We start from the raw sequence: 16,538 nt of genomic DNA, 5'->3' as shown, positions 1-16,538 counted from the left end.
CTTGCTTGAAAGACAATTATGGATATTTTGACGCTGGGTTGGGTTTCATTGCTGGTGATTTTCACCTTCTCGATGTCAATGGTGGTTTGGGGCCGCAACGGCTTCTAAGCTGTCATGTCGAATTTGTTTTGTCACTAATGTTGTGTGATGGAGACTGCTCTTACAAACCAGACTTTTGTCATTTTGGCGGTACTCGCCGCCGCGCTGATGGTGGTCGTGACCGGGGGCGTGGTTTATTTGACCGCTGCTGAGTGGCGCGATCGCCGTCGTCGTAAGCGCGACCAAGAGGCGATCGCCCCCACCGTAAAAAAGACCAAACGCAAAAAGAAGAAGTAGATCGCCTTGGGGCCAGCTGAGTTTGTGACCACGCCATCGCCAGCCAATGCGCAATCGCCAGCCCGCCGGTTGGCGTTTGATGCTTTAAAGGAAATTTATCGCGGTGGCTATGCCGATGTGGTGCTACACCGCTGGTTAGCCCGCACCTCCTTGAGCGCTGTGGATCGTGCCTTTGCCACGGAATTGGTCTACGGCACGGTGCGGCGGCAGCGCACTCTGGATGCCCTGATTGATCAGCTCGGCAAAAAGCCCGCCCACCAGCAACTGCCCGAGCTGCGCGTGATTTTGCATTTGGGCTTTTATCAACTGCGGTTTTTGACCCAAGTGCCCGAGTCGGCAGCGGTCAACACCAGCGTGGAGTTGACTAAGGCCTTGGGCAAGGGCAAATTGTCCGGGGTGGTGAATGGTATTTTGCGGCAATATATCCGTCGGCGGGAAAAGGGGGATGATCCCCTGACGTTGCCGAGCGATCGCGTGACTGCTTTGGGCATCCAGCACAGCTTTCCCGATTGGCTGGTGGAGCTATGGCTGGGCCAACTGGGCGAACCCGACACGATCGCCCTCTGCGAATGGTTCAATCAGCCGCCTGCCATTGACCTCCGGGTCAATGCTCTCCAACAATCGCGGGAGGCGTTGCAGCAAACTTTTGCAGCGGCGGGCATGGTGGTAAAACCCTTGCCCCACTTGCCCCACGCCCTGCGGTTGCCGCCATCGGTCGGGGCGATTAAGGCCCTACCGGGGTATGCCGAGGGCGGGTGGACGGTGCAAGATGCCAGCGCCCAATTAGTCAGTACCCTGGTCGCGCCTCAACCTGGGGAACTGGTGATCGACGCCTGTGCCGCGCCCGGTGGCAAAACCACCCATTTGGCGGAACTCATGGGGGATCAAGGGCTGATTTGGGCCTGCGATCGCACCCCTTCACGGCTGAAAAAAATCACGCAAAATGTCCGCCGCTTGCAATTGAACTGCATTCAAACTTGTCAGGGCGACAGCACCGAGATCACGAAGTTTGAGGGGGAGGGCGATCGCGTGGTGGTGGATGCCCCCTGTTCGGGCCTCGGCACCCTCCATCGTCATGCCGATGCCCGCTGGCGACAGTCCCCAGAGTCAGTCCAAGAGCTGGCTCAGCTGCAATCACGCCTGTTAGAACGCACGGCCACCTGGGTGAAGCCCACGGGCACCCTGGTTTACGCCACCTGCACGCTCCATCCGGCGGAAAATGAAGCGGTGGTCGAGCAGTTTCTTGCTTCCCATCCCGACTGGCGCATTATGCCACCCCTCCCGAATGAACCTGCCGCCGCCTTTGCCAGGCCCGAGGGCTGGGTCAAGGTCTGGCCTCATCAAGCGGATATGGATGGGTTCTTTATGGTGCGGTTGGGGCGCAGGGGGTGAGGGTGGCTGGGTAGCAGGGTGTGAGGGTGAAGCGATTTGTGCTCTTGCCCCCATCGCTGTCAACGGTTGAAAGCGGCGCTCACAATAAAAGTCCCGACGTCGGAACCGCAACTCATCCATCCACTCACCCACCCACCTACTCATCCACTCACCCACCCACCTACTTATCCACCCACCCACCTACTTATCCACCCACCCACCTACTTATCCACCCACGACCATAGACCGGGCGGCACTGTTTTCACCATCCCTAAGCAGCAAGTTCTAGGGCACCCATGAGACGGTTTTCCAGGTAGGCATAGAGGCCGTCGCTGGCTTCAAAGTAGATGTGCAGGCGATCGCTCACGTGCTCCGCTGAGATAATGTCCGCGCGATAGTGAGGCGTCACCAAAAAGTTCAGCCAATCGGCAACTTCGGCCAAAGGGACGTGCAAGCAGCCCAGACGAAAGCCATCGACGACATCGACGTGAAAGGTCGCTGAGGGAGGGGTCATCGGCTCAACCTCAAAATAGTACAAATAAACTATAGCTATTTTCCATAAGTTTTCCCGGTTGCGCAAGGCGATCGCACAAGCATTTACACAGGAAGGGGTTGGCCGCAGCATCCCCATATCGGCGCTAGCGAGTCTACGGGATACCAGATTGTGACTAGAGAAGCCGAGGGGCTAGGCAGGTTAAACCCGACGCCCGAGCCCTGAGCCTCGTCGCCATGATGGAATGCTTGGGCCGTCGGGGGCTTCGACCAGCCGATCCGGAACTATTCGGACTGATCCGGATTAACGCAGTCGCCCCGATCTCAAAATGCTGACCACCAACCACAGGCCTAAAAAGGTCGCAGCGGCAAATAAGATATTGCTGAGAATGATGCCCTGGGAGCTTTGCTGATTGGTGGAAACGATCGCCGCACCAATAATCAAAGCGGCGACCACGGTGCTGTAGGCCCGTCGGTTGGCAGCATCATCAATGCTGCGACGCATCCCTTCTAAGCCGCTGAGCCGGACATTCCAGCGCAGCGTCTCAGCGCTGAGGCGATCGAGCAAAAAGGCAAATTGCCGCGGTGATTCGAGGGAGAGGTTGCGAAATTCCAGCCCGGTGCGCAGCAAAGTTTGCACCAAATCTTCGCCGGTGAGCTGATAGCGAAACAGATCGGCCATCAGGGGCCGCACCTCAGAGATGAGGTTGACATGGGGATTGAACTGGCGGGCTGCCCCCTCCAGGTTCGCGAGGGATTTGGTGAATAAGCCCACATTGGCGGGCCAGCGCAAGTCATTTTGCGTGCCCGCTTCCAGAATTTCGCCAAAGACTTCAGCGGTATTGACCTTTTCGAGGCTGAGGCCGTAATAGCGGCCCATCAACCGCGCAAAGTCACTTTCGAGTTTGGCGATGTCGGTGGGTTGCAGCGGCTCCGTGAGCTTCAGCGCGATTTGGGTGCAGCGTTGGGCATCAGAGCTGGCGATCGCCAGCACCATTTCGGTCATCGTCGCCCGAGTGCGCGGGTCGAGTCGCCCCATCATGCCGCAGTCCAGCAGAGCGACGCGCCCATCTTTGAGAAAAAAGATATTGCCGGGATGGGGATCAGCGTGAAAAAAGCCATCCACAAAATACTGTTTGAAGAAAGCGCGAAATAAGAGGGTGGTGATTTGTTCGCGTTTGCGCGCCGCTTTTTCGCTGTCGTCTTGCGCCACGGGGGTAGTGAGAATGGGGGCTCCATCCAACCATTCCATCACCATGAGTTTGGAGTTGGTCAGGTCCCAAAAGATTTCGGGCACGACCAGTTGTTTGGGGTCATACCAGGGGCTATCTTGCAGGTTGCGGCGCAGCAGGTCGGTGTATTCCGCTTCGGTAGTGAAATCGAGCTCGGCGCGAATGGCTTCACTGAATTCGTAGGCCAGATCCACCACATTGTAGCGCTGGCCAAACTGGGTAGCCGACACCAGGCGGGCCACGTCACGGATCAGGGCCATATCATGTTCAACCAGCTTTTCAATGCCGGGGCGCTGCACTTTGATGGCAACTTGGCGACCATCGTGGAGCACGGCCCGATGGGTTTGGCCGATGGAGCCCGCCGCGATCGCGGAATATTCAATCGTTTGAAAGAAGTCTTCCACCGGGCCGGGTAAATTTTGCCGAATGAACGGCTCCATTTGGCTGGCGGGCACCGGCTGCACCGTTGATTGCAGGCTACTAAGGGCTTCGATGTAGCGGGCGGGCAACAGGTCGGGTCGGGTGCTGAGCAGTTGCCCAAATTTCACATACACCGGCCCCAGCTCGGTCAAAATGTTGCGCAAGACCTCGGGCGTAGGAATGTCCGGTTCAGCAGCTTTGCCACCGCTGAGGAGTCGCCGCATATAATCCCAACCGTTGCGGAAAACGACTTCAACAATTTCGCCCTGACGGGACATTCGCGACGATGCAAGCATTGAGCCTCCAAAGGGGGGGAGTATTTTGATGCTAACGAAGTTTAGATCAAACCATTGAGGTTTCTTTGGTGAGCTGATGCAGCGCCTCCACAATTTTGTGGGCGATCGCCTCCGCCCCCCCTGGGCCACCCACCCGCTCGTGACCGTTCGCCCGACACTGCTCTAGGTACGGCCCATCGTTGAGAATCTGGTCAATTTTGGCAGCGGCGGCCATCAGGGTTTTGGCGGTCGCGGGGCGCGTGCCAATGGTGGTGACCGACTCGCCCAGCAGGCGCATCTGCGCTTCGGCAAACAGATACGTAAATTGAGGGCCCGGGCCGGGGATTTGCACGATGGGTTTGCCTAATCCCACGGCTTGCTCCACAGCGGTGCCCGCCATGCCCACGACCAGATCACACTGGTACAAAATATCGGCAAAGGCGTCGTAGTGATAATGCATCGTGACGGCGGCTTTCTGCAAGTAGCCGGGGTGCAACGTCCAGCCATGGTCGGCGGCTAATGTCGCCAGGTAGTCTTGGGTAAAGCTGGGCACCAGCGCGGTGTGAAACTGGGCGGGGCGCAAGGGGGCGATCGCCTCACACAGTTCCAGCATGAGCCCCAAATTGATTTGCGCTTCGGGCAGGCGGCTCCCCGGCAACAAGGCAATGAGCGGCACCTGGGGCACCGTGAGCGCTTGTCCACTGGGGGTCAACACATCCATGATCGGGTAGCCGAGGAACTGCGTGCGCCCAAAGCCCCGCGCCAATAAATCTTCAGCGGTGTAGCGATCGCGGGTCAAAATTGCGACACACTGGGGCGATCGCAGGCCCCACTGGGCCAGCCACGGCAGTTTGACCTTGCCCTCGTAGTAGCTAGAGGTGCTGACCAAAAAGACGAAGAAGGGGCGACCCGTCAGCCGCGCAAACAAAATCGGCACGATGTCGCCGCAGGCAAACAGCAAATCGCAGGTGGGACTGTAGCGTTGCACAGCCCGAATTTGGCCGATGGTCAGCCCAATCAACCCTGAGAAGACATCTTTGACTAAACTGACGGGGTTGGTATCGCGCCACCAGTTCACCGGATTTAAGAACCGCGCAAAATTAATGTAGTTAAATCCCCCAGACGGAAGCTGCTGCGTCGGCCCAATAATCTCAACGCCGAGCTTGCGGTAAGCACTGCCCTCACCCACAATCGGCATGGCCGCGACTTCCAGCTCTGGCGCGATCGCCTCCAATGCCTTGAGCACCAGGCTGGCGTTCAGGTCTTCGCCATGTCCATTACTTAAAAAAAGTACCCGCCTGGCCATTCCGCGTTCCGCCGTAGTTCCTCAATAAGCGTACAAGATACAGAAACCGGCTTTGGCAAAATATGGGGCGGCATACCGTCGGCTTCGTCATCCGCCTCGCTGTCACCTTGACGTCGGCGACATTCCTGAGTGCCCTGCCCGCTGGCACAGACGTAACAAATCAGGGCGCTGGAGCGTTCAATGTGAGACAAGTTCCCAGCGATCGCGATCGCGCATTAGCCCCCTCCTAGGGAAACCGGGAAGATTTTCTACTAGCGGGTCCTAGATGGGTTAGGCCAAAATATTGGGAGTTTTCCTCAGTTAGCCCCATGACGCCTGAAGAGTTTTTATTTCCTTTAGCTATCTGGATCTGGTCCACCCTCAATAGCCTTTTTATCTATCTAGATAGAATGACTTTAAGCTTATGGGCTTCCGTGTCGAATCCTGTTAAGGCGCTAAGTCTACTGGGAGACTTAAGCAAGTTTTCCTTAGGCCCTACACTAGCTTTTGTCCTTTCTCAATGGGCTTTTAGGAGAGAAGAAAAGCAAACAAGAGAAAAAGAGAGAGAGGAGCGCAGAAAAACCCTAGCAGCCGTTCGAACAATGATAACCATAGAGCTTGAACACAATGAAAAGATGCTTAAAAGAGATAGAGAGCTTCTAAGCAAGTCGATAGATGACGCGACGGGGGATGAGCACTACCCGTTTGGACTAAAAACTTCACTTGAGCTTTTTTCTCAGTCCCATCATGTGAGAAAGAGCTTTTTGTCAATAGGTTCTGAGCTACTTTATGAAGCTTTTGACACACAAGAACTTACAGATCTTTTCGGACTCTATGAAAGAATATATCCCCTGTTATCAAATGTTTATTTTAGGGACATGACTTTAATGGATATAGAGAAGGATGTTCTTGATGAGATAACCACAATAGAAGAAAGAAAGAAGAGAAACGCGCTACTAAAAGAGATGATGGAAATACGGTCAACGAAAGAAAAGGATGATCTTGACTCACTCCTCCGCAGAGAAAGGCTAATGCAGCTACAGAATAACGATCAGACTTTAGAAGAGGAACTAGAGACAAAAGAGAAACAGTATTCTCAAACCCTCAAGAGAAAGGCCGATCAGATATTTATTTTCCTTGACATAGCTATTGAAGACAACAAGAAAATATCAAAAATCTTAAGACAGAACACCAAAAATTTATATTAGTTTTCTCAAGACTCCTAATGATAGAAACCTCAGAAGCAATAGCGACCATACTCATTGAAGCCCGGGAGATGCTCTGGGGTGGACTTGTAACTTTTGCAGCTAACCCTGTATTCCCAGCAATGACAGCCCTTTTAGGTGCCGTGACAGGTGCTTTCGTTAATCAAAGTGCTGTAGACAAGAGGGAGAAAGCTAAGGCTAAGAAGGAGGCAGAGGCCGTTAGGACACTACTGAGGTTAGAGATAGACCATAACTATGACCGCATAAAAGAAGTCACAAAGATGCTAGATGAGATATCAGGAACACTAGAGGCGTATTCTCCAAAACATAGAGTTGGTGTTATGTTTCCAGCACTGGGTTTACAGACCCAAGCATATGAAGTTTTCTTGCCCAAACTGCCGGAGACACTGAACCTAGAGCAAACGAGAAAAGTTCTCGAGGTTTACGGTTGCTTTAGGACCGCTAAACACCACTACGAAACTTTTCAGCAAAAGGACTTTAAGAACCTCGATAAAGTTACAAAGTGGATGTCGGACTTGCTGAGATCTCTCGAAGATCTGAAAGACCCTTTAGGTTAACCGGCTTAGGTTAACCGGCCACTGAGCCTATTCCCCAAAAGCTTCAAAGCTATAAGTAGCACGGTAGCCAGTCCTACAGCCCGGTGTCTACGGTGCAGACTAGGGAGGCTCCCACTAGGTCCCAGGTGATCTCTACGCAGTCCTCAGGAGGGGCATCTAGGATGGCATCTAGGCTAGCCCGGATCTCATCTTGGTAGACTTCCCCGGCAACATCTAGGGTTAGGTCTAGGACAGCGGTAGCGGGGTCATAGGAAGCGATAGTGATAGCGGTCATGGTTATTCCTTTGGGTTAGTGGTTAGGGGCTTCTCGGGATCCCGGGTTGCCCCTTTGAAACAACCACAAGCGATCGCTGAAAGCTTTACCCAGAGAGCGATACAGCGGATCTACGGGTTCGCCTAGCAGGTTGACCTGTGTGGACCTGGGGGACCTGGGAGCGATCTCAAACCATCAAACTTCAGAAATTGATGCTTGCTTTGACTCGCTTCTCGTACAGTGAAATCGTCAAAGCGGGGTATTTGAAAGCGTCATTTTTTCCAGCGACCTGACTTTCTGGGGCCTTTTTGCTTCGTTGTGTCGACCGTTTTGACGCCCATTTCAAAGAAATGACCGCTTAGTAAGTCTTCCACCATGCCAGGAATGAGTTGTTCCATATTTTGTGCGTAGTAGGCGGGCCATAATTCCATCAGCCTCTCTCTAGCCCGCTCATTCACGTACACCGTTTTATCCGTCGTAATGAGCACCATAGCCACATCACCCGAATTTTCCGTGACGACGAACATATAATCGTCTTTGTCGCGTATGAGTCCCTTGTACCAATAGTCGAGATTTTCCTGCATCTCATACTCATACAAGGCCTCAGCCATGTCACCGTTTTCCAGCAGCGCTTTGTGCAGTCGCTTGGTGAGGATCTTGGGAGTCATGCGATCGCTGCAAGAAATACTCAGTCTGTACTACCGCATGAAGTAGGACTTGCGCAACTCCCTGTCAGCAATTGCAGCGACAGAGGCAATCTAAAGTTTCAAATTTTCAAACGGGCCTGACGGGATTCGAACCCGCAACTTCCGCCGTGACAGGGCGGTGCTCTAACCAATTGAACTACAGGCCCTTGAATTGGGCGATCTATATCTTGTCCTTGAATGGACACTTTGTCAAACGTTTTGCCAAAGATTATTTGCGCCTAGGCCGACACCGTCAGATCTGACATCGGCGTGGCTTGCCAGTGAGACTGAGCGAACTCCGTCAGCCACTGTTTGACGTGATAAGTCGCGCGACAGTCGTCCTCGTTGTAGCGCAGAATCGCGTCCAGATGGGTGCGATCGCCCGTCGTCAGCCAGTCGTTATACCAGCAAATCGACTGCGCCCCATTCGCCTCGCTATCCCGCCATTCAAAGCCCATCCAGCGAGCAATATGCTTCAGCGCGTAACTTTCGACGGGCAGGGTGACCGCCTCCGTCACACACCAGTGAATATCGACAAACCGCCGCAGTAATCTTTGCAAGTCCGCTGGCCCTAAGCAGTGGTAATGCTGCGTGAGCTTACGAGCCGTCTGCGCTTCATAGGGACAAAAGTGATAAATCGGCGCTTGAGGATATTGCAGCACCAAGTCTAAAAACTGCTCCCAGGCATCCTGCTCGTGCTCCGGCGACTCTGCCAACAGGGCATGAAACTGTTCCGTTTGCTGGCGATGATCAACCACCAGAACGCCGTGCAGGTAAATGGCATCCACATCCGGGGCCGCTTCAATGTCAAAGTACAATTCCACCTCGGCACTGGGCAGATCTTGGGGCGAGAGCATGAAGGTCGCGTCGGCTCCGCGTGGCGTGCGAGCGATCGCTTGGTCGTACAGCGTGGCCTGGGCTTGGTGAATCAACTTTTCCGCGACGGTATCCCCAAAACCTGGCAAATAAGCCAGCTGCTTCGGACTCGCCTGGGCCAGATCCGGCAGCGTGGTGAGATTTTGCGCCTTGAGGTGGGTATAGCGGGCGGGGGTCACCCCCGGCAGCAGCGAGAGATGGGCCGTCTCACTGGCAGCTTGATAACACTGGCTAAACCAATGGCATAAATCACAGCGACTGTGGGCGATAAAGACTTCCGGCGCAACGGGACTGCGCAAATCACTTAAACAGGCATGCAGCATCGCGCCAAACTTAGGCAACTGCTGATCCAGATCCACCGAGTGATAACGCCCATCCCGCAGGGCGAGCCAGCTTTCGTGGGGCCAGTTCCCCTGGATATGAGCCAGCACATAGGCATGGTAAGTCGCCACGATCTGATAGTCGAGCTTCGGCTTTTTGCCCAGCTTGATGTCCACCGGGGCGTACTGCCAATCGCCCCACAGCGACCACCCCCCTTGCTTCACCAAAATATCGGGACGGCTCACCAGATAAACATCGGGCGCGGTCGCCTCAATCAGCACCCCACCGACGATATACTCCGCTCCGGCGGCCATCAGAGCGGCGGTGGCTTGGGCTCCGGTGCGCCAATCACCCTGGGCATAGTCAGGGCGCTGAAAGCCAGTGTAGTCCTCCAGCACGGCCAGACGATGTTCAGCGCTGTCTTGCTTAATTTTTTGCAAATAATCGCTGGGGGAATCGGCCTCGGCGCGATCGCGATGGGTATCGAGATAGGCCCGCCGCGAACAGCGCTGATATTGCAGCAGCAAAAAGTCCGTCACCCAATAGGTTTTGGGCTCGGAGAGCACCGGCAACTCATGAGCAGACAAGCGACGTGACTCGGCTGGGAGGTTTAAGGTGCCACCCCCCGCCATCATGTGGTGTAGCAAGGGGTCACTAGCTGACAAAGTGGAAACGATTAGGGGTAGACGGTTGCAAGCACTGCAGCCGGGGCTCAGGGAGACGCCACCAACGACTCGATTGCCCGCACACCATCATCACGACCTGACAAGGCCGCAGATCAACGGTTTGGCGATCAAATCGTTCCAACACCACCATCACAACACCGGAACTGCGCAGAACTAAATAAATGGCCAGATTTCAGCGTTTCGCTTTACGAAAAATGCTGAATGTAGCCTATTGACAGTTATACCGCATTATGGGTTTGCTGCGGGCGATCGCCCCGGTTTCAAAGCGGACAAAATTTTCCGGCGGCGGCTGGACGGATTCTCGACACTCTCAGCGGTACCGTCACCCAGTCCTCCCTGTGTGGCCCGGTCGGTGGGGGTGGGCAGCCCACCCAACCCATGGGCGCGCCGATTCCGGGAATCGCCAAGGGGGGATCAGACTTACTTCAGCTACCCAACTGCGATTTTTGTTTCCTCGGTGACTTGAGCAGATACACCAGGGGGCAGCAGGACGGGAGCGATTGCCGTCCCGAAGGGAGACAAATTCGCCTGGTAGAGTAAACAGGTCGATTCTTCTGAGCATCATGGTGTTGAGCGCCTCCTCCGACCTGACCGCCCGCTTGCCGACCCTCCGCGCCGAGTTTCCGGCCCTGGCCAACAAGCACTATTTCAACTTTGGGGGGCAGGGGCCGATGCCGCAACGCGCCCTCACCGCCATCACAGACGCGCACCTGACGCTACAAACTGAAGGGCCGTTTTCAGGGCGCATTAACCAGTGGATTCAGCAGTCGGCGATGGCGATGCGGCAAACGTTAGCAGACTTGTTGACGGTGCCCGTGGAGGCCATGACCCTGACGGAAGATGTGACGGTGGGCTGCAATATCCCGCTCTGGGGGGTGGGTTGGCAGCCGGGCGATCGCATTCTGCTGACCGATTGCGAACATCCCGGCGTGATTGCCGCCGTGCAGGAAGTCAGTCGGCGCTTTCAGGTGGCGGTGGATGTGTGTCCAATCTTGGCGACGGCCCAGGGCGGTGATCCCGTAGCGGTGATTGAGGCGGCGCTCCAACCTCGCACCCGGATGCTCGTGGTCAGCCATATTTTGTGGAATACGGGGCAACTGTTGCCGCTGACCGAAATTGTCCGCTTGTGCCACGCCCACACCCCCAATCCGGTATGGATCTTGGTGGATGCGGCTCAGTCGGTGGGCATGATGCCCCTCGACCTCACCGCCACTGAGGTCGATTTTTACGCCTTTACGGGGCACAAATGGTGCTGTGGGCCAGCGGGCCTGGGGGGACTGTATGTGCGACCAGAAGTTAGGGAGGCGATCGCCCCCACCTTTATTGGCTGGCGCAGCATCACTACCGACGCCCAGGCGAATCCCACGGGCTGGCAGCCCACCGGCCAGCGCTACGAAGTCGCGACATCGGACTATCCGCTGATGGCGGGCTTACAAGCGGCTCTGGACTTACATCAGCAGTGGGGGACGACTAGCGATCGCTGGCAGCGGATTGGCGCGCTCAGCCGCACTCTGTGGGAACGATTGCAAGCTCACCCCAAAATCCGTCCGGTAATGGCGACGACGCCGGAGTCGGGCCTGATCTCATTTGAAATTTTGTGGGCGGACGGTCAGCCGCATCCCGCCGCCCACACCCAGCTCGTCAAAGACCTGGAAGCGGAACATACCCTGCTGCGCATCCTGCTGCATCCCCACTGTGTGCGGGCCTGCGTCCACTATTTCACCTTGGAAACCGAGGTGGAAGCGTTGGGCGATCGCATTTGCCAATGGGTCGATGCACTGTGAACTGAGCCCGTGCCGCCGAGGCTTCCCCCTTCGCCCCCTGGACAGGCGACGCCGCCGATCACTTACCGCCCAGCACTAGTCTCCAGTACGGTTCATCGTCGTCTGAAGCAATCTCGCAACCTTGAGAGGGTGTAGGGGCGCACGGCCGTACGCCCCTACGGACGTGTTGCAATCAGCCACCGGGTACCAGGGCCTTAATCCGGGGACAGCACGCCGTTCAGTGCCTGCGGAGCCGAAGGCGGCACCCCTTCCAACACCACCAGCGATTCCATCACCGTTTTCACCAGGGGGGCGGCCACGGTGGAGCCATAGGCATCATCCCCAGCGGGCTCATCAATCACGGCTAAGACGACGAATCGCGGTTGCTCAACTGGCAACAAACTCACAAAGCTCGTGATGCGGCCAGCCCCATACTCCCCAAACTCATTCACCTTTTGCGCTGTCCCGGTTTTTCCCGCAATGCGATAACCCGGAATCTGGGCCGGTTTGCCCGTCCCATCGGCCACCACCGCTTCCATCATCTTGAGCACCGTTGCAGTCGTCTCCGCCGAAAACACGCGCTTGGGCGTTTGCGGGGTGGGCTGCCAGGTGCGGTTGCCCTGATCATCAATCATGCCTTCAACGACGGTGGGCGTCACCAAATAGCCGCCATTGGCCAGGGCGGCTTGCAGTTGCAGCAGTTTGATCGGTGTGAGCACGATGCCTTGTCCAAAGGCCGCCGTGGCGGCATCCACATAACTATTGACGAACTGATTGCGATCTTTCAGGGGGCCGGCATTTTCAGCCGGTAGCCCAATGCCCGTGGGCTGATCGAGTTCCAGCTTTTCGAACCAGCGATAAAAGTCCGCCGCTGGCATCTGCTCCATGATGTGCACCATGCCCAAGTTGCTGGAATATTTCAACACTTCGGTAATACTCAAGGTGCCGCTACGACCGGACGCTTCATAGTCGGAGTTTTGAATGGTCCATTCACCAATTTCAATTTGCCCTTCGTCATAAATGGTGTCGTCAGGAGCGATCGCCCCCGCTTCCAGCGCGATCGCAATATTGATCGGCTTAAAGGTCGAGCCCGGTTCGTACAGGTCGGTGATGGCCCAGTTTTTAAGCCAGGCCAAATCCGCATCAAAGTAACGATTAGGGTCAAACGTCGGTTCCACCGCCAGCGCCCGCAGCGCTCCCGTGTGCACATCCATCACCATGACCGTACCCCGTTTGGCCGCAAACTGCCGCAGGGTTTGGCGGAGTCCCTCTTGGGCGACCCGTTGCAGTCGGCTATCCAGGGTGAGTTGCATTTGCTGCGGGGCCGATTCCGTCGGCAAGCTCGACACCGGCAAGGTGGGTCCCACGACGGTGGGTAGCTTGGGAGCAGGTAGTTTAAGGCGATCGCGATACTCGGCCTCTAATCCCGTCTGGGCTTCACCATCTAAGTTAATGAAGCCGACAATTTGCGAAAACAGATCTTGTTGGGGATAGAAGCGCTGCTGCGCGGGGATCAGCTCTAGACCATCGAGACGGAGCTGTTGAATGCGGCGAGCCGTATCCTCCGATAGATCATCCACCAGGCGGACGCCGGTTTGCTGGCTCTTCAGCTCTTCAACAAGAGCGGCGGCTGGTAAATCCAAAACGGGTGAGAGGGTTTGGGCCACCACGCCAATGGGTTGCCGAAACAAGGCTGGATGGCAGTACAGCGTATAAACCAGGCGATCGACCGCCAGGGGGGTGCCCTGGGTATCGACAATGGGGCGACGGGTCACGTTCACGTCGATCTGCCGGGCCTGTTGGGTCCGGGCCATGTCGCTGAGAACGTCGCCCTGGACCAATTGCAGATAGCCGAGGCGTACCGCTAACGCCAGCACAGCCACCAGCAAACAGCCCCAAACTAAGACAATCCGACGCATGGCCTGTTTGCGCCCTTGTCGCGATCGCGACAAGGGCACTGGTGACTGAGATGACGGCCGTCGTCCAGTTCGCGGCGGCGGGCGACGATGACGTCTAGCGGTACGGGAAGAGCCCATGGACAAACCTCAAGCGCAGGGGCGGCTAGTAGCCCTTGGGGAAAAAGCGCCGATCTGGGGCGATCGCGGCGGTGGCCGGGGCGATCGGGGCCGCTGGGGCCGCAGCGGGCAGCGGCTCTGTCGTTTTGAGAAAAATGACATCTTTGGGATGCAGGGTGCCGTCATCCATCGCCGCCAGCGCGGTCTGAGCCAGATGGTTCTTAAACACCGCATTGGCGGTAACCAACTGTTGCTGCTGATCCTGCAACTGCCCCAAAGCCGTCGTCGCCACCGATAGGCGACGGTTCGTATCGACGGTAACCGCATAGGCGGACAGAGCAGCCGCGACGGTCATGCCTGCCATCACTAAGGAAGTCCGTTGCCCGACGGACAGGAGCTTGAGCCACAGGGGCCGATGGGCGCGATCAGCAGGGGGAAAGACCAGGGGCGAGGCTGGCGTCGTCGGGACGACGGTGAGGCGGCGCTCGCGCGGTCGAGCCGCGGTCGGATGGGCGGCTCGGGGCCGCAGTTCTAACGGTTCAGTTTTTAAGGCCGCAGACATAGATTCACTCTCACATCGAACATGCACACTACCGTTAGGGGAAGCAGCTTGCCCGTTTACCCTAGATTCAGCGACATAGTAACGCTCTCAACCGCAGTCAGCAAGTTATTTTGTCACCGACTGGCCAAGATGTTGCCACTGGCTTCCATAAAATAGCTCAAGGGTGAGCATCTGCAACGCTTTTACGCAAAAATTTTGTTCCGATCGCGATCGGGCTCGCCCCCCCTGGCTCAACGCCATCGGCATCTCACCCTAAAACCGCTTGCCGGGTCGCTACGGAGCGCCCCGGCAAGCGGCTTGAAGTATCGATGGAGTAGGAGGGGCCGAAGCGGCGGGTTAACGCGGGGAGGGCACGGTCAGCACAATGGGAACGTCGGGTTCCACAATGACCACGCGCTGGGCAGTGACATTGCCGACGGCCACTCCGGCGGCGGCCCCGCCCAAAATTTCCCACCAGCTCACGCCATCCCCGATGACCGCTCCGAGAACGGCTCCACCAGCGGCCCCAATCGCGGCATCAGTGGCGATCGAGCCCCCCGACGTTTCCCGCGGATCCTTCACATCAGGCAACAACTCCGACACGGCAGCAAAGGACTCTACCAAGCCCCCGGCAGCAATGCCCGTGGCGGTGTACTGCAACCCCCCGGAAACTGGGTCGAGCCGACCCTCAATTACCGTACCCGCTGGCAGTTGACGACCGTTGAGGGTGGTCGCGGACTCGACGACCAAGGGCAATTCATAGGCCGTATCAGGATTGAAATACAGCGTTTCATCGGTTTGTGTCACCACCCGCAGTTGATTCATCGTCTGCACGGTGGACGTTTGCGCCCGCGCTGTGAGTGGCAGGGCCAAGGGGAGTAACGGGGTCACCAACAGTGGGAGTACACTCATTGTCCGAGTCAGCATCACAACCTCCTGATCGCCTGATCATCGTTATGGGGTTTGCAGTTTAGCGCGGAAGTTTTCCGACAGATCCCCAAGTTTTATAAAGGTGTAGACGTGCCTGGGGTGAAAAAGTTCGGTGCCCTCAGGTTTTGCTGAGTCACGGGAGGCCCCTGGGGAAAGGGGGCGCAGAGGCACCCACAGATGGGGGCCACCTGGCACCTCACCACAGCTGGGTTAACGCTCTGGATTGACCGCAGCATAAAGGGCGGAGTAGTCGGCGTCGGCGAGTCCTTGGGCGATCGCTTGCTGCACCACCGTCGCGACCGTATCGGCCAGGGCCGGTTCCAGCCCTGCTGACTCAGCCGCCTGGGCAAACAGGCGCATGTCTTTGAGCAAATGTTTGGTCGGGAAGTTGGGATTACTGAAGTCGCGATCGCACATCCGGCTCAACTTTTTATCAAAGGTCGGGGCATACAGGGCACTCTTCCGCACAATGTCCATAAAGGTTTCCACCGGAATCTGTTCGCGCTGCACGAGGGCCAGGCTCAGGGCAAAGGCCGTGGTGAGGGAGCCAATCAGTTGGTTCATCGCTAGCTTCACCGCCGCCCCTGCGCCCACCGGGCCAATGTGCAACACCTGTTCACCGAGGGCATGAAAGACGGGCTGCCACTGATCAAATTCCGCCAACGTACTGCCCACCATCACGATCAAGCTACCGTCCTGGGCTTGGGGAATGCTGCCCAGCACCGGTGCTTCGAGGTACTGTCCCTGGGCGGCTGTGACCTGGGCGTGGAGATCGCGACTCTGTTCCGGCGCAATGGTGCCCATTTGTATGATCGTGTGGTTTGCTAGCGCCGCCTGGGTATCTGGGGTGAAGAGGGTGGCCGCGATCGCCGTGGCATCCGCCAGCATCAAAATGGTGCAGTCGCAGGCCGCGAGTACGGCAGTCGGGGTAGCCGCACTTTCCACCCCCTGGGCAGTCAAGGGCTGCACCTTATCCGCCGAGCGATTGTAGGCCATGACGGTATGCCCCGCTGCCTGTAGCGTCAGCGCCATGGGTGCGCCCATGAGTCCAGTCCCGATGATGCCAACTTTCATAGTGTTTTCCTCGCTTCCTTCACTGGCAATTCTGATTGATCACCGCACTACAGATCACAACGGCCAGGCCACATCACGTCAACTGCTGTACCACGGCAATGCTCACACGGCGGAGAATCCCGCGCCTAGGGATCTGCAACTAAATAAAGTACCCGTTCAATCCGGTTTCGACTTCGCTCAACCTACCAGTATCGAGAGT

Annotated in this window: 18 protein-coding genes and 1 tRNA gene; 8 read left to right on the top strand and 11 right to left on the bottom strand. The window is 56.7% G+C overall.

What is annotated here, in order from left to right; genetic code table 11:
- Positions 1-18 precede the first annotated feature (18 nt).
- Genes petN through JUK32_RS15665 form a run of 3 tightly spaced genes read left to right on the top strand, consistent with a single transcriptional unit; the run spans position 19 to position 1,728 of the window.
- Complete coding sequence (gene petN / locus JUK32_RS15675) at positions 19-108, top strand: cytochrome b6-f complex subunit PetN (RefSeq protein ID WP_204139805.1); 90 nt, start codon at positions 19-21, stop codon at positions 106-108.
- A 39-nt stretch (positions 109-147) separates the two neighbouring features.
- Positions 148-336, top strand: a complete 189-nt coding sequence (locus JUK32_RS15670) for a hypothetical protein (RefSeq protein WP_204139804.1) — start codon at positions 148-150, stop codon at positions 334-336.
- Between the two features lie 24 nt (positions 337-360).
- Positions 361-1,728: a 16S rRNA (cytosine(967)-C(5))-methyltransferase gene (locus tag JUK32_RS15665; protein WP_204139803.1), complete on the top strand. Its 1,368-nt coding sequence runs from the start codon at positions 361-363 to the stop codon at positions 1,726-1,728.
- Positions 1,729-1,978: 250 nt separating this feature from the next.
- On the opposite strand, the gene JUK32_RS15660 is transcribed toward JUK32_RS15665, so the two are convergent.
- The 3 genes from JUK32_RS15660 to JUK32_RS15650 all read right to left on the bottom strand — a co-directional run bounded on the left by JUK32_RS15660 (position 1,979) and on the right by JUK32_RS15650 (position 5,432).
- The gene (locus JUK32_RS15660) at positions 1,979-2,221 is read right to left on the bottom strand and encodes a hypothetical protein (protein ID WP_204139802.1); all 243 of its coding nucleotides are present in this window, start codon (positions 2,219-2,221) and stop codon (positions 1,979-1,981) included.
- 282 nt (positions 2,222-2,503) lie between these two features.
- Positions 2,504-4,147 (bottom strand): AarF/ABC1/UbiB kinase family protein, encoded by a 1,644-nt coding sequence (locus JUK32_RS15655; protein ID WP_204139801.1) that lies wholly within the window; start codon positions 4,145-4,147, stop codon positions 2,504-2,506.
- 46 nt (positions 4,148-4,193) lie between these two features.
- A complete protein-coding gene (locus tag JUK32_RS15650) occupies positions 4,194-5,432 on the bottom strand; it encodes a lipid-A-disaccharide synthase-related protein (protein ID WP_204139800.1) in 1,239 nt (412 codons plus the stop codon).
- Positions 5,433-5,494: 62 nt separating this feature from the next.
- Here JUK32_RS15650 and JUK32_RS15645 point away from each other — a divergent pair, with 62 nt between their 5' ends.
- The 3 genes from JUK32_RS15645 (at position 5,495) to JUK32_RS15635 (ending at position 7,194) form a co-directional block, all read left to right on the top strand.
- Positions 5,495-5,662, top strand: coding sequence for a hypothetical protein (locus JUK32_RS15645; protein ID WP_204139799.1), 168 nt, complete (start codon positions 5,495-5,497; stop codon positions 5,660-5,662).
- Between the two features lie 78 nt (positions 5,663-5,740).
- Positions 5,741-6,619: a hypothetical protein gene (locus JUK32_RS15640; protein ID WP_204139798.1), complete on the top strand. Its 879-nt coding sequence runs from the start codon at positions 5,741-5,743 to the stop codon at positions 6,617-6,619.
- A 17-nt stretch (positions 6,620-6,636) separates the two neighbouring features.
- Complete coding sequence (locus JUK32_RS15635; protein WP_204139797.1) at positions 6,637-7,194, top strand: hypothetical protein; 558 nt, start codon at positions 6,637-6,639, stop codon at positions 7,192-7,194.
- Positions 7,195-7,267: 73 nt separating this feature from the next.
- On the opposite strand, the gene JUK32_RS15630 is transcribed toward JUK32_RS15635, so the two are convergent.
- The 4 genes from JUK32_RS15630 to JUK32_RS15615 form a co-directional block, all read right to left on the bottom strand.
- Positions 7,268-7,468 carry a hypothetical protein gene (locus tag JUK32_RS15630; protein ID WP_204139796.1) on the bottom strand — a complete coding sequence of 67 codons (201 nt, stop codon included), beginning with the start codon at positions 7,466-7,468 and terminating at the stop codon, positions 7,268-7,270.
- A 251-nt stretch (positions 7,469-7,719) separates the two neighbouring features.
- The gene (locus tag JUK32_RS15625; protein WP_204139795.1) at positions 7,720-8,115 is read right to left on the bottom strand and encodes a hypothetical protein; all 396 of its coding nucleotides are present in this window, start codon (positions 8,113-8,115) and stop codon (positions 7,720-7,722) included.
- 111 nt (positions 8,116-8,226) lie between these two features.
- Positions 8,227-8,300 (bottom strand) — tRNA-Asp (locus JUK32_RS15620).
- A gap of 72 nt (positions 8,301-8,372) precedes the next feature.
- Complete coding sequence (locus JUK32_RS15615) at positions 8,373-9,995, bottom strand: TM0106 family RecB-like putative nuclease (protein WP_239112717.1); 1,623 nt, start codon at positions 9,993-9,995, stop codon at positions 8,373-8,375.
- A 584-nt stretch (positions 9,996-10,579) separates the two neighbouring features.
- On the opposite strand from JUK32_RS15615, the gene JUK32_RS15610 reads away from it, so the two are divergent.
- The gene (locus tag JUK32_RS15610) at positions 10,580-11,800 is read left to right on the top strand and encodes an aminotransferase class V-fold PLP-dependent enzyme (RefSeq protein ID WP_204139794.1); all 1,221 of its coding nucleotides are present in this window, start codon (positions 10,580-10,582) and stop codon (positions 11,798-11,800) included.
- Between the two features lie 194 nt (positions 11,801-11,994).
- Here JUK32_RS15610 and JUK32_RS15605 read toward each other — a convergent pair whose 3' ends face one another.
- From JUK32_RS15605 to JUK32_RS15590, 4 genes are all read right to left on the bottom strand, one after another.
- Positions 11,995-13,815 carry a penicillin-binding protein 2 gene (locus tag JUK32_RS15605; RefSeq protein WP_204139793.1) on the bottom strand — a complete coding sequence of 607 codons (1,821 nt, stop codon included), beginning with the start codon at positions 13,813-13,815 and terminating at the stop codon, positions 11,995-11,997.
- A 25-nt stretch (positions 13,816-13,840) separates the two neighbouring features.
- Positions 13,841-14,356 carry a hypothetical protein gene (locus JUK32_RS15600; protein WP_204139792.1) on the bottom strand — a complete coding sequence of 172 codons (516 nt, stop codon included), beginning with the start codon at positions 14,354-14,356 and terminating at the stop codon, positions 13,841-13,843.
- A gap of 336 nt (positions 14,357-14,692) precedes the next feature.
- The gene (locus tag JUK32_RS15595; RefSeq protein ID WP_204139791.1) at positions 14,693-15,262 is read right to left on the bottom strand and encodes a hypothetical protein; all 570 of its coding nucleotides are present in this window, start codon (positions 15,260-15,262) and stop codon (positions 14,693-14,695) included.
- 213 nt (positions 15,263-15,475) lie between these two features.
- Positions 15,476-16,339 carry an NAD(P)-dependent oxidoreductase gene (locus JUK32_RS15590; RefSeq protein ID WP_204139790.1) on the bottom strand — a complete coding sequence of 288 codons (864 nt, stop codon included), beginning with the start codon at positions 16,337-16,339 and terminating at the stop codon, positions 15,476-15,478.
- Here JUK32_RS15590 and JUK32_RS15585 point away from each other — a divergent pair.
- On the top strand, positions 16,323-16,538 hold a 216-nt coding region (locus JUK32_RS15585), incomplete at its 3' end, for a hypothetical protein (RefSeq protein ID WP_204139789.1). The two genes, JUK32_RS15590 and JUK32_RS15585, sit on opposite strands and share 17 nt — an antisense overlap.

The organism is Halomicronema sp. CCY15110, assembly GCF_016888165.1.
GTDB lineage: Bacteria > Cyanobacteriota > Cyanobacteriia > Phormidesmidales > Phormidesmidaceae > Halomicronema.
This window is presented reverse-complemented; position numbering and strand designations above follow the sequence as displayed.